Here is a 19,313-nt window from a genome sequence, read left to right on the forward strand (position 1 = left end):
AAGGGCGTCCGGTTCGATGGTGGAGAGATGAGGTGGTGTCGTGAGCAGACGTGACGACGGGTCGTTCGACGAGTTCATGCGGTCGAGCTCCCCGCGACTGCTGCGCCTGGCGTGGCTGCTCACCGGCGGTGCGAGCAGCGCCGAGGACCTCGTCCAGGAGACCCTCGAGCGCGTCTACGTCGCCTGGCCGCGGATCGAGGCGGGCGGCACCCACAACTACGCCCGCCGGGTCCTCGTCAACCTCCACACGGACTCCCATCGACGACGCTGGCGTGAGGACCTCACCCCCGAGATGCCCGAGCACGGACGGGCCGACCGGTCCGAGCAGGTCGCCCTCGCCGACCAGCTGACGACGGCGCTGGCCAAGCTCCCCGTCCGCGAGCGCCAGTGCGTCGTCCTGCGCCACCACGCCGACCTCTCCGAGCGTGAGGTCGCCGACACCCTGAACATCGGCACGGGGACGGTCAAGTCCTCGACCTCCCGCGGCCTCGCCCGCCTGCGGACCCTGCTCGTTCCCGAAGGAGACCGTCATGTCTGACCCGATCCTCGAGCTCCTCGCCGCACCGCCGAACCCGTCGATGTCCGTCGACGAGGACGCGGTGCACGCCGGCGGTCGCCGCCGGGTCCGTCGCCGCGCCCTGCGCCGCACCGTTCTCGGCGTCGCCGGCGTCGTCGGGGCCACCGCCATCGCGTTCGCGGCACTGGGAACGGGCGCCGACCGCGACGCCCTGCCCGCCGGCCCGTCACCGTCCATCGGCGCGGCGCGCCGCGTCTCGGCAGAGGTCCTCGACGGACGGTATGCCGTCGAGGTCGTCCCGGGGGCGCCCTCCGGTCAGCCCAACGTCGTCTTCTACGCGGTAGAGGGCGGCCGGCGCCAGCAGCTCGCCGGCTCGGACGCCAGCCCCGACGTCGTCTCGATGGGCACGGGCAGCGGCGCCGAGGGCGTCATGCTCGGAACCGCCCCCGCCGACGCCACGGCGTTCCTCACCGTCACCCGTGACGGCTCGAGCCGCGGAGCGATCAAGACGGACCACCAGCCGTTGCCGGGCACCAAGTACCAGGCGGTCGCCCTCGACTTCGATGTGGCCACCGACGTGGACGGCTACGTCGACACCATCTGGATCGACGACGCCGGCGAGGTCCGGTCGGCCAACGGCTCACTCCTGCCGAGCGTCCCGATCGCGGGCGGGGACCGGTTCTTCGTCGCCCGCGACGCGGAGGTCATGGGCGTCTTCATGGCCGACGGCAGCGGTGGCTCGACCCGACCGCTCACCGCCGACGACAGCACGACGATGGGATACGGCCAGAAGCCCGACGGCGGCTCGTGGACGTGGAGCTCGGCGACCTTGCTTCCGGAAGGCGCGCACGACGTCAGCTTCGAGTGGGCCAACGCCTCCCGGACCACCGAGGTCACGGTGCGGGACCTCGGCAACGCCGAGGTCGCCTTCGCCGCAGCCACGGCGCCCAGTGCCGGCTCGGGCCCGGCCGTGACGTCGGTGAGCTGGACCGACGAGGGGGGCACCCGGCATACGGATCCGGTGGAGTAGCGCTCAGCTGAGCAGGTGCGCGTACGGGTCCGGCCGCTCGGATTCGCTGCGCAGGACGCAGAACTCGTTGCCCTCCGGGTCGCGCAGCGTCGCCCAGCCGCCCTCGGGCGTGCGCAGGTCCTGGTGCATGACGGCGCCGTGGGCGAGGAGGCGGTCGACCTCCTCGTCCCGCGACCGGTCGGTGGGCGTGAGGTCGAGGTGGAGCCGGTTCTTCACCGTCTTGCCCTCGGGCACCTCGATGAAGAGCAGCCGCTGCCGGCCGTCCGGGCTGAAGATCAGGCACTCCTCGTGACCCGGCAGGTTGGGGTCCTCACGGTCCTGCGACCAGCCGAGGACCTCGCTCCACCAGTGCGACTGCGCGTGGGCGTCGCGGGAGTCGACCGTGGTGTGCATGATGCGAGACGTCATGCGCGACAGCGTGCCAGTCGAGCTCAGGCGGTGGAAGCCTCCGGGCCGGGCCAGTTCCTGTCCGGCTGCGGGACCGGGCGCCCGGGCTGCTCGCCACCTCGCGCCTCGAGGTAGTTCTCCTTCGGGACCATGACCTTGCGGCGGAAGATGCAGACGACCGTGCCGTCCTGGTTGTAGCCGATGGTCTCGACGTGGACCACGCCGCGGTCGTCCTTGGAGGTGGACTCCCACTTGTCGAGGACGCGGGTCTCGCCGTAGAGGGTGTCGCCGTGGAAGGTCGGCGCGACGTGGCGCAGGCTCTCGACCTCGAGGTTGGCGATCGCCTTGCCGCTGACGTCGGGGACGCTCATGCCGAGCAGGATCGAGTAGACGTAGTTGCCCACGACGACGTTCTTGCCGAACTGCGTCGTCTCGCCGGCGTAGTTGCTGTCGAGGTGGAGCGGGTGGTGGTTCATCGTGAGCAGGCAGAACAGATGGTCGTCGTACTCGGTGACCGTCTTCCCGGGCCAGTGCCGGTAGATCGCTCCGACCTCGAACTCTTCGTAGCTGCGTCCGAACTGCATGGGCCCCATCCTCGCCTGCCGCCCGCCCCGGCACCCCCCGTATGCCGCGTGCGTTCCCTCACAACCCCCACGCCGGCGTGCCCGGCCGCGCATGACGCGGAAACCTCAACCCGTCCCGGTGGCAACCGGGACGGGTGCCGCCAACCGCGTCGGGCTCAGGCCGACGTGGACGCGGCCTGCGCGAGCGCCCGCCGGAGCAGGTCCGCGACGTGCGCGGGACGGGTGAGGTCCGCCCACACGAGTCGCACGACGACGAAGCCGAGCGACCGCAGCCGGTCCTCGCGCCGCTTCTCCGCGGCGAGCGCGGCCCGCCGTCGGCGCCGGCGTCCTTCTGCAACCCGTCGAACTCCACGACGACCCGCCCCTCGACGAGGAAGTCGACCCGGGCCACGAAGGTGTCCCGCTCGTCGCAGATGGTCACCTGGCTCCGTGGTGAGAAGCCGAGGTCGTGCAGGAGCAGCCGGGTGCGGGTCTCGCCGGGCGAGTCGGACTGGCTGTCGGCGAGCGCGACGAGCCGCTTGCCCAGGGCCAGGGCGCTGGTCGGGGCCACGGCCCCCAGTGCCGCCTCGACGCGCGACAGAGTGCAGACCCTGGTGCGGAGTGCGTGGTCCAGCGGCACGAGTGCCGCCTCCATCCCGGACCGCAGGAGCTCCTGGACGATCGCATGCTCGATCGCGACGCACCTCGTCCCGCCGACGGTGGTGTGCGCGAGGGTCCCCGGCTGCGTCCTCAGCCCGGATGAGAGCCGCACCCGGCTGACGGGCGACTGGACGTCGACGACGTCGAGCCGGACGCCGTGCAGGGGCAGGCGGTGCAGGGACAGTGCCGCCTGGTGGGTGGCCACGTCGTCGCCGCGGGTCCGCAGGACCGCCAGGGTGCGCAGCCGCAGGCCCTCCTCGTGCTCGGCCGCCGCCCACACCTGGCAAAGGACATAGGCGCCGCGCCGCACCCGGACCACCTCACCGGCGCGCACCAAGGCCCTGAGGGTGGGGTCGTCGACGTCGACGGAGCGGGAGTCGGCCGTGCTGAAGACGCCGCCGTGCGCCTCGGCGACGGTGCGCAGTCGGGGCACCATCCCTCGATGGTGGCGGACCCGGCCCACGCCGTGCCGCCGTCATCCACAGCCCCCGTCGGCCCCGCCCCGAAGCCTCGGATCGTCCCGGTGGCATCCGGGACGATCCGAGACTTCCCCGTCATAGGGTGACCGCCATGGCGGACTTCATCGGCGCGGTCGACCAGGGCACGACGAGCACCCGGTTCATGGTCTTCGACCACGACGGGGCCGAGGTGGCGCGCCACCAGCTCGAGCACGAGCAGATCCTCCCCCGCGCCGGGTGGGTCGAGCACAACCCGCTGGAGATCTGGGACCGCACGCAGACGGTCATCGGCAGCGCCCTCACCAGGGCCGGGCTGTCGAGCAGCGACCTTGCGGCCGTCGGCATCACCAACCAGCGCGAGACCGCGATCGTCTGGGACCGCCGCACCGGCCGCCCGCTGCACAACGCCATCGTCTGGCAGGACACCCGCACGGACTCCATCGCCAAGGCGCTGGACCAGGACGAGCGCGGGCAGACGATCCGGCACAAGGCGGGTCTGCCGCCGGCGACCTACTTCTCCGCCGGCAAGGTCCAGTGGATCCTCGAGAACGTCGACGGGGTGCGCGAGGCGGCCGAGCGCGGCGACGCCCTCTTCGGCACCGCCGACACGTGGCTGGTCTGGAACCTCACCGGCGGCCCCCGGGGCGGCACCCACGCCACCGACGTCACCAACGCGAGCCGCACGATGCTCATGGACCTCACCACCCTCGACTGGGACGACGAGCTCCTCGGCTTCTTCGGGATCCCGCGCCGCATGCTGCCGGAGATCCACGCGAGCAGCGACGCGACGGCATACGGCAGGACGTCCGGGGACCGTGGGAGCGCGCAGGTGCCGATCACCGGGGTCCTGGGCGACCAGCAGGCGGCGACCGTCGGCCAGGTCTGCTTCGAGCCCGGCGAGGCCAAGAACACCTACGGCACGGGCAACTTCCTCCTGCTCAACACCGGCACCGAGCTCGTCCGCAGCAGCAACGGGCTCCTCACCACGGTCGCCTACCGCTTCGGGGACGCCGACCCCGTGTACGCGCTCGAGGGCTCCATCGCCGTCACCGGGAGCGCGGTGCAGTGGCTGCGCGACCAGCTCGGCATCATCTCCGGCGCGTCCGAGGTCGAGCGCCTCGCCGCCCAGGTCGAGGACACCGGCGGCGTCTACTTCGTGCCGGCGTTCAGCGGCCTCTTCGCGCCGTACTGGCGCAGCGACGCCCGCGGCGCGATCGTCGGGCTGTCCCGGTTCAACACCAACGCGCACCTGGCGCGGGCCACGCTCGAGGCGATCTGCTATCAGAGCCGGGACGTCGTCGACGCGATGGCCGCCGACTCGGGAGTCACCCTCACCACGCTCAAGGTCGACGGCGGCGTCACGGCGAACCGGCTCTGCATGCAGCTCCAGGCGGACATCCTCGGAGTGCCGGTGAGCAAGCCGGTCGTCGCGGAGACGACGGCGCTCGGGGCGGCGTATGCCGCGGGGCTGGCCACCGGTTTCTGGTCCGGGACCGACGAGCTGCGGGCCAAGTGGGCCGAGGCCGAGCGCTGGGAGCCCGAGTGGTCCGACGCACAGCGACGCGACGGGTACGCCGGGTGGCGCAAGGCCGTCGAGCGCACCCTCGACTGGGTCGACGTCGACTGACCCCGCTGGTCAGGAGCCCTGCGTCAGAGGGGCAGCACGAGGGCGGCGTGGACGATCGTGGACAGGCCGTTGATCGTCTCCTTGCCGTACGCGAAACCCTGGGGGCTGCGGGTGAGGATCGCCATCGTGTAGTTGCGCCCGTCGCCGGTGACGCGCCCGATCGAGTTGAGCCGGTAGCCGCCGGTGAGCGGGCCCCAGCCGTTCTTGGTCTCGGTGTAGACGCTCTCCGGCAGCGGCGGGTCCGCCACGCCCCAGCGCTGCGCCGGGACCACGCCGGCCATGAGGTGGCGGATGTAGGCACGGTGCCCGGCGTGGATGACGGCGGTGCCCAGAGCGAGCGCGTCGAGCAGCGTGACGAGGTCGGCGGGGGTCGTCGTGCTGTAGCCCCACCAGCCTCCGGCCGAGCCGCCCCGCACGACGGTGGCGTTCATCGCGAGCAGGCCGGCCGCCCGCTGGACGTCGGGGGTGCCGACCCAGGCGAGCAGGGCGTCGGTGGCGGCGTTGTCGCTCGACTGGATCATCCGCCGGGCCTGGCTGTGCTGCGTCTCGGTGAACCGCACGCCGGTGTCCTGGACCTTGCGCAGGCACGCCACGAGGATGAGGACCTTGATCGTGCTCAGCGACTCGTTCGTGGAGGGGCGCCAGGAGAAGCGGGCGTTGTTGCGGAGGTCGTGGACGACGAGACCCATGGTCCCGCCGCGCGTCGTGCGGTGCTGGTCGAGGCGCGTGGTGAGCGCGGCCCGGTCGACGGTCGCAGCCGCAGCGGCCGACGTGGCTGCGGACGACCCCGACGCGCCCTTGAGCCAGCCGCCCCGGGACGCGAGCCAGGTCGGGACGCCGACCCCGACGAGGGCGAGCGAGGAGTCGACGACGACGCGCCGGGAGACCGGGCGGGAGGGGAGCCGTGAGTCCGGACGGGGTGCGGGCACACCCAACAGGGTAGGCCCGACCTCCACCTATGCTCGGGACCGTGACCCTTTCGCCTGCGGCACGCACGTCCACTCTCGAGCGCCTCCGCTCCGGTGGTGAGCTGGACGTCCTCGTCGTCGGGGGTGGGGTCGTCGGCTGCGGCGTGGCGCTGGACGCCGTGACCCGGGGCCTGTCGACCGGCCTCATCGAGGCGCGTGACTACGCGAGCGGCACGAGCTCGCGCTCGAGCAAGCTCATCCACGGCGGGTTGCGCTACCTCGAGATGCTCGACTTCGGCCTCGTCCACGAGGCCCTGCAGGAGCGCCGCCTCCTCCTCACGACGATCGCCCCGCACCTCGTGCGCCCGGTGCCGTTCATGTACCCGCTGAGCAAGCCCGCGTGGGAGCGCTTCTACGTCGGGTCCGGGATCGCGCTCTACGACGGGCTCGCGTTCGGCGTCCGCCAGACCGCCGGCCTCCCCCGGCACCGCCACCTCGGCAAGAAGGCCGCGCTGCGCCTCATGCCCAGTCTGCGGCCCGACGCGCTCACCGGCGCGATCCAGTACCACGACGCCCAGGTCGACGACGCGCGGTTCGTCCTCGAGCTCGCCCGGACCGCGGCGATGCACGGCGCCCACGTCGTCAACCGTGTCGCCGCCGTGAGCATGCTCCGGGACGGCGAGCGGGTCGTCGGCGTCCGGGCCCGCGACAACCGCACCGGCGAGGAGTTCGACATCCGCGCCCGACGCGTCATCGCCGCGGCGGGGGTCTGGTCCGACGAGATCCAGGCGATGCTCGGCCACGACGGGCCGCTCAAGGTCCGCGCGAGCAAGGGCATCCACCTCGTCGTCCCGCGTGACCGGATCGACTCCGAGACCGGTGTCATCCTCAAGACCGACAAGTCCGTCCTCTTCCTCATCCCCTGGGACGAGCACTGGATCATCGGCACCACGGACACCGAGTGGCAGCTCGACAAGGCGCACCCCGCCGCCACGTCGGCCGACATCGACTACCTCCTCGAGACGGTGAACTCCGTCCTCGTCACGCCGCTCACCCGCGACGACATCGACGGCGTGTACGCCGGCCTGCGCCCCCTGATCTCCGGCGACGAGCGGGACGAGACGACCAAGGTCTCGCGCGAGCACGTCGTCGCCACACCGGTCCCCGGGCTCACGCTCGTGGCCGGCGGCAAGTACACGACCTACCGGATCATGGCCAAGGACGCCGTCGACGAGGCGGTCAAGGACTTCGGGACCGAGGTGGCGCCGTCGTCCACCGACAAGGTGCCGCTCGCCGGCGCCGTCGGGTGGGAGTGGCTGAGCGAGCGGCCCCAGATCCTCGCGCGCTCCGCCGGCATCGACCAGGAGCACGTCGAGACGCTTCTCGAGCGCTACGGCACCCTGACGATGGAGCTCATCGCCCTCATCAACGCCGACCCCACCCTGGGCGAGCTGCTCCCGGGCGGGGAGACGCACCTCAAGGTCGAGGTCGTCTATGCCGCGGCGACCGAGGGTGCCGTGCACCTCACCGACATCCTCACCCGCCGCACCCGCATCTCCATCGAGGCCCGGGACCGCGGTCTCAGCGCGGCCCCGCACGCCGCGGCCCTCGCGGCGCCGATCCTCGGCTGGGACGCCGAGCGGGTCGCCGAGGAGATCGACATCTACCACCGCCGGGTGGAGGCCGAGATGTCGAGCCAGACGATGCCCGACGACATCAGCGCCGCCGAGGCCCGCCGGCTCGCCCCCGACGCCGCTCTCTGACCCAGCCCCCAACCCCCCCGACTGATGGCGCATTCCGTTCACCACGGACGGCCCTTCGGGCAGCGGTCCTGAACGGAATGCGCAATCAGTCGTCAGAGCAGGGTGAGGGGTGGGCCGTGGTGGGTGCAGTGGCCGATGACGTCGTCGTCCACCTCGACCTGCGGCAGCCACGTGCCGTCCGACGGCCGCGGGTCGGGGTCCTCGAGCGCGACCCGGACGACCGGCACCCGACCGCGCGCCTCGTCGACGGCGGCGAGCATCGCCGCATACTCCTCCGCCGGCCAGTACTGACGCGTGATCGAGTGCCACACGACGGTCAGGACCCCCGCCCTCGGGGGTGACGCCAGCTGCTCCCTCACCCACGCGGCCCCCGCCGCCCGGTCGACGACCACCGGGTGCTCGCGCGCCGTCGCGAGCGCGGCGACGAGGCGCCCGTCCCGCTCGGGCATGTGCGGCCAGATGAAGGACCTGAGGTAGGTCTCCGTGTCCGGTTCCGAGACGTCCAACGGGTGCAGGTCGCAGCCACGGCGCTCCACGACCTCGAACGGCGCCGGCGCGAGCCCCGCTGCGCCGCAGCCGTCCAGGACGAGGTGCGCCTCCTCCGGCCCGGCCGCCCACCCGTCGCCGACGAAGCGGAAACGGTCGACGAGCAGGTTCAGCCCCGCAGAGGCACCGGGTTCGAGGAGCCGCACCCGCGACAGCCCGGTGCGGCGCACCGCCGCCGACAGGCCGGCGAGCAGGGCCACCGACCGACCCACCTCGTTGGTCTGAGGCGCGACGTCGAGCGCGGCGCGCAGCTCGTCGCCGTGCGCCCTCAGCACCGCCGCGAGAGCCGGCCACACGGCATACCGGTCCGCCGTCCCACCGACCGACGGGTAGAAGCGCGCCAGCTCGGGGGCGTCCCCGCGCAGGACCACCCGGTGAATGCCGGCGAGCAGCCGGAGCTGCACCATGTCCCCCGGCGGCGCGTCCTCGTGCCCTGCGAGCAGGTCGCGCACGACGCCTCCACGGTCCCAGTCGTCTGCCAGCGCCCGGACGAGGACGCCGTACAGGTGGTCGGTGGAGCCACCGAAGTGGTGGCGCATGCGGTCACCCAGGGTGACCCCGTCGTAGGCGGACACGCGTGCCACCATAGGCGGGTGAGCGAAGAGCAGAAGCAGGCAGAGAACCGCGCCCGACCCACGACCGAGGAGTTCCGCGGCTTCGTGCGCGAGGACTGGGCCGAGCGCCGCCCGCAGGCGACCGAGCCGGCAGCGTCGGCACCGTATGCCGCGCAGCGCCGCGCCGTCGTCAGCGCCGCCTTCCCCAAGCAGCGCCTCATCGTCCCGGCCGGCGGTCTCAAGGTCCGCAGCAACGACACCGACTACGTCTTCCGCCCGCACAGCGCCTTCGCCCACCTCACCGGGCTCGGTGCCGACCGTGAGCCGGACGCCGTGCTGGTGCTCGAGCCGACCGACGACGGGCACGAGGCGATCCTCTACTTCCGGCCCCTCGGCGAGCGCGACAGCGACGACTTCTTCGCCGACGCCCGCTACGGCGAGTTCTGGGTCGGCGCCCGGCCGACCCTCGCCGACGTCGAGCTCGAGCTCGGCCTCACCGCGCGCCACATCGACGAGTTCGAGGGCGCGGCCGCCAAGGACGCCGGCGAGGTCTCGGTGCGTCTCGTGCGCGAGGCCGACCGCGAGCTGACCGCGCGCCTCGACGCCGCCCGCGTCGAGAACGGCGCCGAGCAGGAGGGCCTCGTCGAGCAGGACGACGCACTGTCGCACGCCCTCTCGCTGCAGCGGATGGTCAAGGACGAGTACGAGGTCGAGCAGATGCGCGAGGCGGTCGCCGCCACGCACGTCGGCTTCGAGGCGGTCATCGCCGAGCTCGAGACGGCCGTCGAGCTCGGCCGCGGGGAGCGCTGGATCGAGGGTGTCTTCGGGCTCCACGCCCGCCACCAGGGAAACGGTGTCGGCTACGACTCGATCTGCGCCTCCGGCGACCACGCCAACACGCTGCACTGGATCCGCAACACCGGCGACGTCGCCGACGGCGACCTCGTCCTGCTCGACGCCGGCGTCGAGGTGGACGCCCTCTACACCGCCGACATCACCCGCACCCTCCCGGTCAGCGGCACGTTCAGCGAGGCGCAGCGCGAGGTCTACGACGCCGTGTACGCCGCGCAGGAGGCCGGGATCGCCGCGGCGAGGCCGGGGGCGAAGTTCTCCGACATCCACGCCGCCGCCATCCGCGTCATCGCCGAGCACCTGCACGCCTGGGGCCTGCTGCCCGAGGGCGTGTCCGTCGAGGACACCCTCGACACCGACCACGGCCAGTACCACCGCCGCTGGATGGTCCACGGCACCTCGCACCACCTCGGCATCGACGTCCACGACTGCGCCCTCGCGACGCGCAGCGAGTACATGGACGCCGAGCTCAGGGCGGGCATGGTGCTCACCGTCGAGCCCGGCCTCTACTTCAAGGCCGACGACCTCAAGGTGCCCGAGCGCTTCCGGGGCATCGGCGTGCGCATCGAGGACGACGTCGTCATCACCGAGGACGGGTGCGAGAACCTGTCCGCCGCGATGCCGCGCACGAGCGCCGACGTCGAGGCGTGGATCGCCGACGTCCGCGAGGAGAACGCCTGAGCCGCAGTCGGTTCAGCGCCGGTTGACCACGTCGAGGGCGAGGGCGTGCGTCACGCCGTCGGCCTGCGCCGCCTGGGCCCCCATCTCGAGGATCATCGGAACGAGCTGGTCGGGCTTGGGGAACGCGTCCGGGAGCGCGGAGTTGTATGCCGTGTGCGCCTCGAGCGACTCGACGGCCACCGCGACCTTGTCCCCCACGTCGACGTAGTGGGTCGGCCGCGAGCTCCCCGCGAAGGCGAGAACGGCGACGTTCCACGGCTCGAAACCCTCGTCGACGAGCTCGGGGAAGATCCACCGGTTGCCGGCGTCGGCGACCGCGTCGGCCGTGGCCAGCCCGACCGCCCGGTGGTCGGCCTGGTTGAGCATCCCCGCGACGAAACGGTCGCCGTAGTCCCCGGTGACGACGAGGTCCGGGCGGCGCCGGCGGATCTCCCGCGCGATGTCGCGGCGCAGGTCGAGTCCGTACTCGACGTTGCCGTCGCGGTGGTTCCCGAAGTCCACCTCCGTCACCCCGACGACGGCGGCACTGGCCCGCTCCTCGGCCTCACGCACGGGCCCGGCCTCCGTCGGCGCCATGGTGTCGATGCCGGCCTCGCCCCGGGTGAGGAGGAAGTACGTCACCGTCCGACCGGCCTCGGTCCACCGGGCCACGGCGGCCGCCGTGCCGTACTCGATGTCGTCGGGGTGGGCGACGACGCAGAGGACCGACGCGAAGTCCTCGGGCATCGGTTCCAACGGCGGTCCGAACGAGGGAGCATCCATGCGGCTCAGGCTAGACCCGGGCGCCGTAGCCTCACACGGGATTCTGCGAAGCCGGCCCCTCGGTGGGAGCGGCCGCGGCGGCAGACCGGGAGGCCTCCTGGGCCCGCCGCACCTCGGCCTGGGCGGCGGCCATGGGGTCCATCTCGCGAAGCAGCTCGCGGCCGCGGGCGGCGTCCTTGTGCTCGGTGAGCACCTCGTACTTCGTGGCGACGACCTGGGTGACCGACGTGAAGTCCCGCTGGCCCCCGGTGACCGAGTAGCCCACCGCGGCCCAGATGGTGCCGAACACCGCCCCGAACACCACGGTCGCGAGCACCGAGGTCAACGAGAACCCGCTCGTGTCGAACATCGCGAAGATGAGGCCGATGAGCAGGCCGAGCCACGCGCCGGACAGCACCCCGCCGAGCATGACGCGGCTGCGCGTGAGCCGTCCGGTGACGCGCTCGAGCTGCTTGAGGTCGGTCCCGACGATGAGGACGTTCTCGACCGGGAACTCGTGGTCGGACAGGTAGTCGACGGCCTTCTGCGCGGACGCGTACGTGTCGTGCACCCCGAGGGACATGGGGTACTCGAGGGTGAGGATCTGCGCAGCAGCGGCCGGTCCGAGGCCGCGCGTCGGTTGGGTGCTCATACCGTCATTGTCCCACCCGCGGCTGCACAGTCGCTGGGAGGCGACGGCACGGCATACCCGCGTCGTCGCTCAGCGCTTGAGCGCGTACTCCTCGAGCAGCCGGCGCCCGATGATCATCTTCTGGATCTCGGCGGTGCCCTCGCCGATGAGCAGCATCGGCGCCTCGCGGTAGAGGCGCTCGATCTCGTACTCCTTGGAGTAGCCGTAGCCGCCGTGGATGCGGAACGACTGCTCGACGACATCGGCGCAGAACTCGGCGGCGAGGTACTTGGCCATGCCGGCCTCGAGGTCGTTGCGCTGCCCGGCGTCCTTGATCCGGGCCGCCTTGACCATCATCTGGTGCCCGGCCTCGACCTTGGTGGCCATGTCCGCGAGGCGGAACTGGATGGCCTGGTGCTGGGCGATCGGCTTCCCGAACGTCTCACGCTGCTGGGCGTAGGTGATGCCGAGCTCGAACGCCCGCCGCGCCACCCCGCAGGCGCGGGCGGCGACGTTGACGCGGCCGACCTCGACGCCGTCCATCATCTGGTAGAAGCCCTTGCCGGGAACCCCGCCGAGGATCTGCGCGGACGTCGTCTCGTGGTTCTCGAGGATGAGCTCGGTGGTGTCGACGCCCTTGTAGCCCATCTTGTCGATCTTGCCGGGGACGGTGACGCCCTGGGCGGTCTGCCCGAAGCCCGCCTCCTTGTCGACGAGGAAGGTCGTCATGTTCTTGTACGGCGAGTCCGACTCACCGAGGTCGGTCTTGACGAGCACGGCGACGAGGTTGGCGCTGCCCCCGTTGGTGAGCCACATCTTCTGGGCGTTGACGCTCCACGCCTGGTCCACGCCCTCCCCCTCACCGGCGACGGCCTTGGACGTGATCGCGGCGACGTCCGAGCCCAGCCCGGGCTCGGACATCGAGAAGGCGCCACGGACCTCGCCGGTCGCCATGCGCGGGAGGTAGCGCTGCTTCTGCTCCTCGGTTCCGTGCTGGAGGAGCATGTAGGCGACGATGAAGTGGGTGTTGATGATGCCGCTCACCGACATCCACCCGCGGGCGATCTCCTCGACGACCAGGGCGTAGGTGAGCAGCGACTCCCCGAGACCGCCGTACTCCTCGGGGATCATCAGCCCGAAGATCCCCATCTCCTTCATGCCCTCGACGATCTCCGTCGGGTACTCGTCGCGGTGCTCCAGCTCCGTCGCCACCGGGAGGATCTGCTCCTCGACGAAGCGCCGGACGAGCTTGATGAGCTCGGTCTGCTCGTCGGTGAGGCCGTCTGTGCGCTGGAGCCGGGACATTCGCGGGTGCCACCTTGGTCGTGGGGGACGTTGCAACCCTAGGAAGTATGCCGTCCGCGCCCGACCCGCCCCAGCGACCGGGGGTGTGAGTCCCCCCACCCCGCGACGGGAAAAGGGGTGGCGGGCCGGCCCCGACACCTGCCACGCTGGTGGCCACCGCACGGCACCCGAGCCGCTGCACGACTCCGAGGAGGCGCGACATGTCCACGACTGTCCCGGGCCGTTCCCGCGCCCTGATCCTTCTCACCTCGGAGTACCCCCATGACGTTCCACGAGCTGGCGACCGAGTCGCCTCTCTTCGCGAGCAACACCTGTCCTGACGCCCCACCCGAGGGCGAGCGCTGGTCCACCTGGGACGGCGCGACCCACGGCCCCCACCCCCGCCCCGACTGGGTCATCACCCTGCTCGGCGCCGTCGAGCAGGACCTCGGTGTCCTCAAGACGGGCAAGGAGGCCGACGTCCACCTGCTCCATCGCTGGGTCCCCGACGGCACCGACGAGCCGGCGCGGTCGAGCCTGCTCGCAGCCAAGCGGTACCGCGGCGCCGAGAACCGGCTGTTCCACCGGGACGGCGGCTACCTCGAGGGCCGCCGCGTCCGCAAGAGCCGCGAGATGCGGGCCATGGCCCGACGCACCGAGTTCGGTCGCGCCCTCATCGCCGGGCAGTGGGCGGCGGCGGAGTTCGACGCCCTGACCCGGCTCTGGGAGCTGGGCCTGCCCGTCCCCTACCCGGTCCAGCTCGACGAGGCCGAGATGCTCATGGAGTTCATCGGCACCGGCCGCACGGCGGCACCCCGGCTCGTGCAGGTGCGTCCGGCGCCGGACCTCCTCGCCGAGCTGTTCGAGCAGTTCCGCCACGTCGTCGTCACCCTCGCGGGCGAGGGCTGGGCGCACGGCGACCTCTCGCCCTACAACGTGCTCGTGCACGACGACCGGCTCGTCGTCATCGACTGGCCGCAGATCGTCGACGTCGTCGGCAACCCGCACGGTTTCGACTTCCTCGAGCGCGACGTGCGCACGATGTGCGAGTGGTTCCGCAGGCGTGGCCTGCCCGTCGACGACGACCTCGTCTTCGGTGACGTGGCCGCCGTCGCCGCCGGGTCCTCCTGGTGAGGGCGAGCGGGTCAGTAGATCCAGACGCGGCGGCCGATGATCGGCCAGCCCTCGGCGTAGAGCTTGCTCATCGCCGAGACGCTCACCCGAAGGCAACCGTGGGACGCCGGATACGGGGGGATCGACGTGGAGCCATGGATGGCCCAGCCGCTCCTGAAGTAGGCCGGACGCCACATCGAGCCCAACGACCCGGTCTGCCATCCGGAGGTGTAGCGGTAGTACACCGAGAAGGCTCCCTTCGGGGTGTAGGCCGTGCGCCACATGCCTCGGGAGTAGTAGCGCGCACCGTTCCCAGTGCTCGTGTTCAGCGTGTAGCGAAGGCTGCCGCTCGAGACGAGCATGAGCGTGTTCTCGGCGAGGTCGCACTCGATGACGGTGCCACTCGTCGTTCGCGGGTTGGCGCGAACCCCCCGGTCGAGCAGCCCCCACGTCGCGGCGTCGATCATGCCCGTCCGAGAGACGTGCGCGACCTTCTGGAGTGCCCACACCGCCTGCTGGGTCAGTGCACCGAAGGATCCGTCCGCCGTTCCGCACCAGTACCTGAGCTGGTTGAGCCGGTTCTGCGCCGCGACGACGGACGCACCCCTGGACCCGCGAACGAGCGTGGGCCGTGTGGCGGCCCCCGCCGCCGGTGCTGCCACTGCCTGGATGCCGAGGAGACCGCCCCCGGCGCCAGCCCTGAGGATCGTCCGACGGGCGACCCCGGTGCCCTCTCTCTCCATGATGGTCCTGCCTCCGCCGTGCATCCTTCTGCCCTGAAGTTGTCAGGTGTCTGACGTTCCAGTTCAGCAGAAGGTTGCGTGACACGAGAGGAAACGGTCGCGGGGTGGCCCGACGTGACTACGGCCTCGTGCGACCGACCCGCCGGCGATGGTTCACAAGAGCCAGACCTTGTGTCCGATGGCGACGAAGCCGGACGCCCAGAGCATTGCCGGGCACGTTCGACGGCGCCGACCAGTGGGGATCCTACCGGCACCCCTCTGATGTCAAGGGGCGGTTTGGAGGGCTCTTACCTTCGCGGTCTTCCACCTCGTTCGGGATGCGGGTAGCGTCTCTGGAGCGGGTCCCGGGAGTGGCTGATCCGAAGTGCCGGTGTGCGGGTGCAAGCCGGCCGCGCTGGATATGAGTGCCGCCCCGCAGTGCCCTCCCGGGCCCGCCTCCATGCGAAGGGCGGCATCGGCGCGCAGCTGTCGATAGATGGCGTCGGAGATGCGCCGCTTGAGGCAGCGCAGGGCTTCCATCGGGGTCTTCCCGGCTGCGAGCTTGCGCCGGTAGTAGGCCCGGCCGGGACTGTCGAGGCGGATCTGGTTGACGGCGGCGATGTGGATGACGTGGTTGGCCTTGCGGTTGCCGGCGCGCGAGAGACGGTGGCGGATCTGCTCCCCGGAGGAGGCGTCCAGGGGAGCGGTGCCGGTCCAGGACGCGAACCGGTTCCGATCGGCGAACCGGGCGACATCGCCGACGTCGGCCAGGATCCGGGCGGCGACCACGGGCCCGACACCGATGAGGTCCATCAGGTGCGAGCCGTTGGCAAGGACCAGGGTCTTGAGCTCTCTGCTGGAGTCCTTGATCTTCTTCTCGATGACCACCAGTTCGGCCAGCTGCTCGAGCGCGAGCCGCTTGAGGGTCTTGCGGACCGAGTCGCGGGGGCGCGCCGAGGCCAGGATCGCCTTGGCCTGCAACGCGGTCAGGTCCTTCTTCGACTGTCCCGGAACCAGTTCCGACAGCAGCCGGTGTAGCCGGTTGATGCACTGCACCTTCGCCCGGGACAGCTCGTCGCGGCGGTCGACCAGCATCCGCAGCACCTCCAGGTCCGCGTCGTAGGCGAGTGCCCGCAGGTTCTTGGTGCGGACCGCGACCACCGCCACCGCGTGCGCGTCATGCGCGTCGGTCTTGCGGTTGTGCCCGGTGTCGAGCAGCCGCGCCCGCGCTGAGAGCTTCGCCGGCACGTCCACGACGTGCTCGCCGTCCGCGAGGAGCCGCTGCGCCAACGGGCGGCCGGTGCCGTTGCTGCCCTCGACCGCCCACACCCGCTCCCGGTACCCAGCGACGTGTTGGCGCATCGCCGCGTAACCGGCCTTGTCCGTGGCGAACCGGCCGGTCGCCAAGACCCTCTCGTGCCGGTCGACCACCTCGATCGTCGCCGACAACCGGTGGGGATCGACCCCGATGAACACCTTCGCCATGAGCTTCGTCCTTCCCGCCGTCACTGATCGGTTGACGCCGGGCGGGCATTGCTACTGAGAGCAGGGCAGACCCCTCTGGAGCCACGCACCGGCAACGGCGCCCGGCCGGAGAGCAAACCGATAGAGAGCCACACCCAACACGCTGGTGGGCAGCCGCAAAGAGAGCCTCCAGCCGAACACCTGGACCGAGTCTGGCCAGACACCGGCCCTACCGACAATCGTCAAGTAGCCGACCGACGATGACGGCGTGGGTCGCGAGCACCCGCTTGGCGATGTCGACGTGGAGGTTCTCGATCATCCGCCCACGGTGGGTCACGACGCCCCGTCCGGCGCCGGCCTCCCACGCCTCGACGATGCCGCGGGCCTCGGCAACGGCCTCCTCGCTCGGCGCGAAGACCCTGTTGCAGGGCTCGATCTGCCCGGGGTGGATCAGGGTCTTGCCGTCGAAGCCGAGGTCACGGCCCTGGACGCACTCGGCCTCGAACCCCTCGGCGTCCGTGACGTCGTTGTGGACGCCGTCGAGGATCGCGATCCCCGACTCGCGCGCGGCCAGCAGCGACAGCTGGAGCGCGGTGAGCAGGGGTCCGCGGCCGGGGACGTGCTCGGCCCGCAGCTCCTTGACGAGGTCGTTGGTGCCCATGACGAGCACCGCCAGGCGCGGCGACGCGGCCGCGATCTCGCGGACGTTGAAGACCGCCTCGGGGGTCTCGACCATCGCCCAGAGCCGCGTGTGCTCGGGCGCACCGGCAGCCTCCAGCGCGGCCACGAGGGAGCGGACCTCGTCGGCCGAGCCGACCTTGGGGACGACGACCCCGTCGGGTCCGGCCGCCGCGGCCGCGGCGAGGTCGGCGTCGTGCCACGGGGTGCCGATGCCGTTGACCCGGATCGTCAGCTCGCGCGAGCCGTACGCCCCCGACCGGGCCGCGGCGCACACGGCGTCGCGGGCCGCCTCCTTGTGGTCGGGACCGACGGCGTCCTCGAGGTCGAGGATGAGGCCGTCGACCGGCAGCGTCTTCGCCTTCTCGAGGGCGCGCTCGTTCGAGCCCGGCATGTAGAGCACCGAACGACGAGGCGTGTATGCCGCCTGCTCGCCCATCAGGACCCCTCACCCTCGGCGGACGGTGACCGGACGGCATACAGCTCGGCGAGCTCGGGGTCGGTGGCACCGAGCCGCTCGGCCAACTCGAGGATGACGAGGCACTGCTTGAGCGACGCGTCGTCCTCCATCCGCCCGTCGAGCATCACGGCGCCGGTGCCGTCCCCCATCGCCTCCCTGACCCGTCGCGCGTGGGCCACGTCGGCGGCGGACGGGCTGAACACGCGCTTGGCGATGTCGATCTGGACCGGGTGGAGCGTCCACGTGCCGACGCAGCCGAGGAGGAAGGCGTTGCGGAACTGGTCCTCGCAGGCGACGACGTCCTTGATGTCCCCGAACGGGCCGTAGTACGGGAAGATCCCGTGCATCGCACAGGCGTCGACCATGCGGGCGATCGTGTAGTGCCACAGGTCCTGCTGGTGGGTGGCGCGGGGTGCGGTGACGGGGTCGACGCCCTCGCCGAGGTCGGTCGCCGGGTCCGCGCGCACGAGGTAGCCGGGATGGCCGCCGCCGACCCGGGTCGTCTTCATCCGTCGGTCCGCGGCGAGGTCCGCCGGCCCGAGGCTGATGCCCTGCATCCGCGGTGACGCTCCCGCGATGGCCTCGACGTTCGCCACGCCGCGGGCGGTCTCGAGGATCGCGTGGACGAGGATCGGACGGGTGAGCCCGGCCCGGGCCTCGAGCTGGGCGAGCAGCCGGTCGACGTAGTGGATGTCCTCGGGGCCCTGCACCTTGGGCACCATGACGACGTCGAGCCGGTCGCCGATCTCGGTGACGAGGGTGACGAGGTCGTCGAGGGCCCACGGGCTGTCGAGACTGTTGACGCGCGTCCACAGCTGCGTGCTGTCACCGAAGTCCGTGGCCTTCGCGATGTCGACGAGCCCCTGGCGGGCCGCCTCCTTGCGGTCGGCCTTGACGGCGTCCTCGAGGTTGCCGAGCAGGACGTCGACGGAGCCGACCATCCCGGGGACCTTGGCCGCCATCTTCTCGTTGCTCGGGTCGAAGAAGTGGATCATCCGGCTGGGACGGGCCGGGACCTCGCGCACGGGAGCGGGGGCCCCGACCGCGAGCGGGGCGAAGAAGTCCTTGGGTGAGCGCATGCTGCCGGACGCTAGCAGTGCGGGCGGGGGCGGCGTTATGACAGAGTTCACGCCGTGAGCGGCTCGCCCGAGACACCCTCCCCGGTCAATGTCACCCGCCTTCTCGCCGAGGTGGCGAGCAAGTCCGGCGTGATGTGGGTCGAGGTGCCCGGCGGTGGCAGCCACGCCGTCTGGTTCGTCTGGCACGACGACGACGACCCGCGCGGCGCCGGCCCGGCGGCGTACGTCGTCTCGGGCCCGGGTGAGCAGCAGCTGCCGTTCCTCCCGCCCGAGGTGACCCTCATCCTGCGCAGCAAGGACACCGGCGGACGGCTGCTTCGTCTGCGCGCCACCGTGCGCGAGCTCGCGCCGAGCACGCCCGAGTGGGACGCGGCGGCCGAGGTGCTGCGCGCCGGGCGGCTCAACGCGACCGGCGACGTCCTCGCCCGCTGGCGCGAGGGCGCCGTCCTCCACGTCCTCGCGCCGCACGGCCGACCGGACGAGGCGCCCGGAGCGTACGGCGAGGAGGCGGGACGCGTCACCGTCTCCCCCGGCCTCGGCACGACGGCGCGCTGGCGACCTTGGCACTGGCGGGGCCGCGGACGCGACTAACCTT

At 71.7% G+C, this 19,313-nt stretch carries 19 protein-coding genes; 7 read left to right on the plus strand and 12 right to left on the minus strand.

The features are described from left to right. The first annotated feature begins 40 nt into the window (after window positions 1–40). Together AC3EU2_RS02885 and AC3EU2_RS02890 are read left to right on the plus strand one after the other, a co-directional pair. Entirely contained in the window at window positions 41–538 is a 498-nt protein-coding gene (locus AC3EU2_RS02885) for a SigE family RNA polymerase sigma factor (protein ID WP_488178238.1), read from the plus strand. Continuing rightward, on the plus strand, window positions 531–1,547 hold the full coding sequence (locus AC3EU2_RS02890) for a hypothetical protein (protein WP_488178239.1): 1,017 nt from the start codon (window positions 531–533) through the stop codon (window positions 1,545–1,547). Before AC3EU2_RS02885 ends, AC3EU2_RS02890 begins: the two co-directional genes overlap by 8 nt. Window positions 1,548–1,550: 3 nt before the next feature. Here the strand turns inward: AC3EU2_RS02890 and AC3EU2_RS02895 are convergent, their stop codons facing one another. From AC3EU2_RS02895 to AC3EU2_RS02905, 3 genes are read right to left on the minus strand one after another with little or no spacing between them, the layout of a single operon-like run. Continuing rightward, on the minus strand, window positions 1,551–1,955 hold the full coding sequence (locus AC3EU2_RS02895; RefSeq protein ID WP_488178240.1) for a VOC family protein: 405 nt from the start codon (window positions 1,953–1,955) through the stop codon (window positions 1,551–1,553). A 23-nt stretch (window positions 1,956–1,978) separates the two neighbouring features. Further along, on the minus strand, window positions 1,979–2,518 hold the full coding sequence (locus tag AC3EU2_RS02900; RefSeq protein WP_488178241.1) for a MaoC family dehydratase: 540 nt from the start codon (window positions 2,516–2,518) through the stop codon (window positions 1,979–1,981). Between the two features lie 58 nt (window positions 2,519–2,576). Then, window positions 2,577–3,593 carry a type IV toxin-antitoxin system AbiEi family antitoxin domain-containing protein gene (locus AC3EU2_RS02905; RefSeq protein ID WP_488178242.1) on the minus strand — a complete coding sequence of 339 codons (1,017 nt, stop codon included), beginning with the start codon at window positions 3,591–3,593 and terminating at the stop codon, window positions 2,577–2,579. A 134-nt stretch (window positions 3,594–3,727) separates the two neighbouring features. Here AC3EU2_RS02905 and glpK point away from each other — a divergent pair, with 134 nt between their 5' ends. Beyond that, the gene (gene glpK, locus AC3EU2_RS02910) at window positions 3,728–5,242 is read left to right on the plus strand and encodes a glycerol kinase GlpK (protein ID WP_488178243.1); all 1,515 of its coding nucleotides are present in this window, start codon (window positions 3,728–3,730) and stop codon (window positions 5,240–5,242) included. Between the two features lie 23 nt (window positions 5,243–5,265). Here glpK and AC3EU2_RS02915 read toward each other — a convergent pair whose 3' ends face one another. Continuing rightward, on the minus strand, window positions 5,266–6,171 hold the full coding sequence (locus AC3EU2_RS02915) for a serine hydrolase (protein ID WP_488178244.1): 906 nt from the start codon (window positions 6,169–6,171) through the stop codon (window positions 5,266–5,268). Between the two features lie 29 nt (window positions 6,172–6,200). On the opposite strand from AC3EU2_RS02915, the gene AC3EU2_RS02920 reads away from it, so the two are divergent. Next, window positions 6,201–7,913 carry a glycerol-3-phosphate dehydrogenase/oxidase gene (locus AC3EU2_RS02920; protein ID WP_488178245.1) on the plus strand — a complete coding sequence of 571 codons (1,713 nt, stop codon included), beginning with the start codon at window positions 6,201–6,203 and terminating at the stop codon, window positions 7,911–7,913. A 92-nt stretch (window positions 7,914–8,005) separates the two neighbouring features. Here AC3EU2_RS02920 and AC3EU2_RS02925 read toward each other — a convergent pair whose 3' ends face one another. After that, the gene (locus AC3EU2_RS02925) at window positions 8,006–9,034 is read right to left on the minus strand and encodes a DUF2332 domain-containing protein (protein ID WP_488178246.1); all 1,029 of its coding nucleotides are present in this window, start codon (window positions 9,032–9,034) and stop codon (window positions 8,006–8,008) included. A gap of 18 nt (window positions 9,035–9,052) precedes the next feature. Here AC3EU2_RS02925 and AC3EU2_RS02930 point away from each other — a divergent pair, with 18 nt between their 5' ends. Continuing rightward, window positions 9,053–10,546, plus strand: a complete 1,494-nt coding sequence (locus tag AC3EU2_RS02930) for an aminopeptidase P family protein (RefSeq protein WP_488178247.1) — start codon at window positions 9,053–9,055, stop codon at window positions 10,544–10,546. A 12-nt stretch (window positions 10,547–10,558) separates the two neighbouring features. On the opposite strand, the gene AC3EU2_RS02935 is transcribed toward AC3EU2_RS02930, so the two are convergent. From AC3EU2_RS02935 to AC3EU2_RS02945, 3 genes are all read right to left on the minus strand, one after another. Next, window positions 10,559–11,308, minus strand: coding sequence for a PIG-L deacetylase family protein (locus AC3EU2_RS02935; RefSeq protein ID WP_488178248.1), 750 nt, complete (start codon window positions 11,306–11,308; stop codon window positions 10,559–10,561). 31 nt (window positions 11,309–11,339) lie between these two features. Then, the gene (locus AC3EU2_RS02940; protein ID WP_488178249.1) at window positions 11,340–11,939 is read right to left on the minus strand and encodes a YflT domain-containing protein; all 600 of its coding nucleotides are present in this window, start codon (window positions 11,937–11,939) and stop codon (window positions 11,340–11,342) included. A 69-nt stretch (window positions 11,940–12,008) separates the two neighbouring features. Beyond that, entirely contained in the window at window positions 12,009–13,223 is a 1,215-nt protein-coding gene (locus AC3EU2_RS02945; protein WP_488178250.1) for an acyl-CoA dehydrogenase family protein, read from the minus strand. 261 nt (window positions 13,224–13,484) lie between these two features. On the opposite strand from AC3EU2_RS02945, the gene AC3EU2_RS02950 reads away from it, so the two are divergent. Then, on the plus strand, window positions 13,485–14,336 hold the full coding sequence (locus AC3EU2_RS02950; RefSeq protein WP_488178251.1) for a serine protein kinase RIO: 852 nt from the start codon (window positions 13,485–13,487) through the stop codon (window positions 14,334–14,336). A gap of 11 nt (window positions 14,337–14,347) precedes the next feature. Here AC3EU2_RS02950 and AC3EU2_RS02955 read toward each other — a convergent pair whose 3' ends face one another. The 4 genes from AC3EU2_RS02955 to AC3EU2_RS02970 all read right to left on the minus strand — a co-directional run bounded on the left by AC3EU2_RS02955 (window position 14,348) and on the right by AC3EU2_RS02970 (window position 18,718). Beyond that, on the minus strand, window positions 14,348–15,058 hold the full coding sequence (locus tag AC3EU2_RS02955; RefSeq protein WP_488178252.1) for a L,D-transpeptidase family protein: 711 nt from the start codon (window positions 15,056–15,058) through the stop codon (window positions 14,348–14,350). Window positions 15,059–15,322: 264 nt separating this feature from the next. Continuing rightward, window positions 15,323–16,522: an IS110 family RNA-guided transposase gene (locus tag AC3EU2_RS02960; protein WP_488178253.1), complete on the minus strand. Its 1,200-nt coding sequence runs from the start codon at window positions 16,520–16,522 to the stop codon at window positions 15,323–15,325. Window positions 16,523–16,730: 208 nt separating this feature from the next. Next, window positions 16,731–17,618, minus strand: a complete 888-nt coding sequence (locus AC3EU2_RS02965; RefSeq protein WP_488178254.1) for an HpcH/HpaI aldolase/citrate lyase family protein — start codon at window positions 17,616–17,618, stop codon at window positions 16,731–16,733. Then, window positions 17,618–18,718 (minus strand): HpcH/HpaI aldolase/citrate lyase family protein, encoded by a 1,101-nt coding sequence (locus tag AC3EU2_RS02970; RefSeq protein ID WP_488178255.1) that lies wholly within the window; start codon window positions 18,716–18,718, stop codon window positions 17,618–17,620. The genes AC3EU2_RS02965 and AC3EU2_RS02970 overlap by 1 nt, the downstream gene beginning before the upstream one ends. Before the next feature lie 54 nt (window positions 18,719–18,772). Between AC3EU2_RS02970 and AC3EU2_RS02975 the strand changes: the two genes are divergently transcribed. Continuing rightward, the gene (locus AC3EU2_RS02975; RefSeq protein ID WP_488178256.1) at window positions 18,773–19,309 is read left to right on the plus strand and encodes a hypothetical protein; all 537 of its coding nucleotides are present in this window, start codon (window positions 18,773–18,775) and stop codon (window positions 19,307–19,309) included. Window positions 19,310–19,313 lie beyond the last annotated feature (4 nt).

Source organism: Knoellia sp. B-D-2 (assembly GCF_057714695.1).

What these genes read in the sequence shown, in the direction of transcription:
- AC3EU2_RS02960 (WP_488178253.1), bottom strand. Translation starts at nt 16,522, where the DNA reads ATGGCGAAGGTGTTCATCGGGGTCGATCCCCACCGGTTGTCGGCGACG.
- AC3EU2_RS02895 (WP_488178240.1), bottom strand. Translation starts at nt 1,955, where the DNA reads ATGACGTCTCGCATCATGCACACCACGGTCGACTCCCGCGACGCCCAC.
- AC3EU2_RS02965 (WP_488178254.1), bottom strand. Translation starts at nt 17,618, where the DNA reads ATGGGCGAGCAGGCGGCATACACGCCTCGTCGTTCGGTGCTCTACATG.
- AC3EU2_RS02900 (WP_488178241.1), bottom strand. Translation starts at nt 2,518, where the DNA reads ATGCAGTTCGGACGCAGCTACGAAGAGTTCGAGGTCGGAGCGATCTAC.
- AC3EU2_RS02955 (WP_488178252.1), bottom strand. Translation starts at nt 15,058, where the DNA reads ATGGAGAGAGAGGGCACCGGGGTCGCCCGTCGGACGATCCTCAGGGCT.
- AC3EU2_RS02945 (WP_488178250.1), bottom strand. Translation starts at nt 13,223, where the DNA reads ATGTCCCGGCTCCAGCGCACAGACGGCCTCACCGACGAGCAGACCGAG.
- AC3EU2_RS02950 (WP_488178251.1), top strand. Translation starts at nt 13,485, where the DNA reads ATGACGTTCCACGAGCTGGCGACCGAGTCGCCTCTCTTCGCGAGCAAC.
- AC3EU2_RS02940 (WP_488178249.1), bottom strand. Translation starts at nt 11,939, where the DNA reads ATGAGCACCCAACCGACGCGCGGCCTCGGACCGGCCGCTGCTGCGCAG.
- AC3EU2_RS02890 (WP_488178239.1), top strand. Translation starts at nt 531, where the DNA reads ATGTCTGACCCGATCCTCGAGCTCCTCGCCGCACCGCCGAACCCGTCG.
- glpK (WP_488178243.1), top strand. Translation starts at nt 3,728, where the DNA reads ATGGCGGACTTCATCGGCGCGGTCGACCAGGGCACGACGAGCACCCGG.
- AC3EU2_RS02970 (WP_488178255.1), bottom strand. Translation starts at nt 18,718, where the DNA reads ATGCGCTCACCCAAGGACTTCTTCGCCCCGCTCGCGGTCGGGGCCCCC.
- AC3EU2_RS02935 (WP_488178248.1), bottom strand. Translation starts at nt 11,308, where the DNA reads ATGGATGCTCCCTCGTTCGGACCGCCGTTGGAACCGATGCCCGAGGAC.
- AC3EU2_RS02920 (WP_488178245.1), top strand. Translation starts at nt 6,201, where the DNA reads ATGCTCGGGACCGTGACCCTTTCGCCTGCGGCACGCACGTCCACTCTC.
- AC3EU2_RS02905 (WP_488178242.1), bottom strand. Translation starts at nt 3,593, where the DNA reads ATGGTGCCCCGACTGCGCACCGTCGCCGAGGCGCACGGCGGCGTCTTC.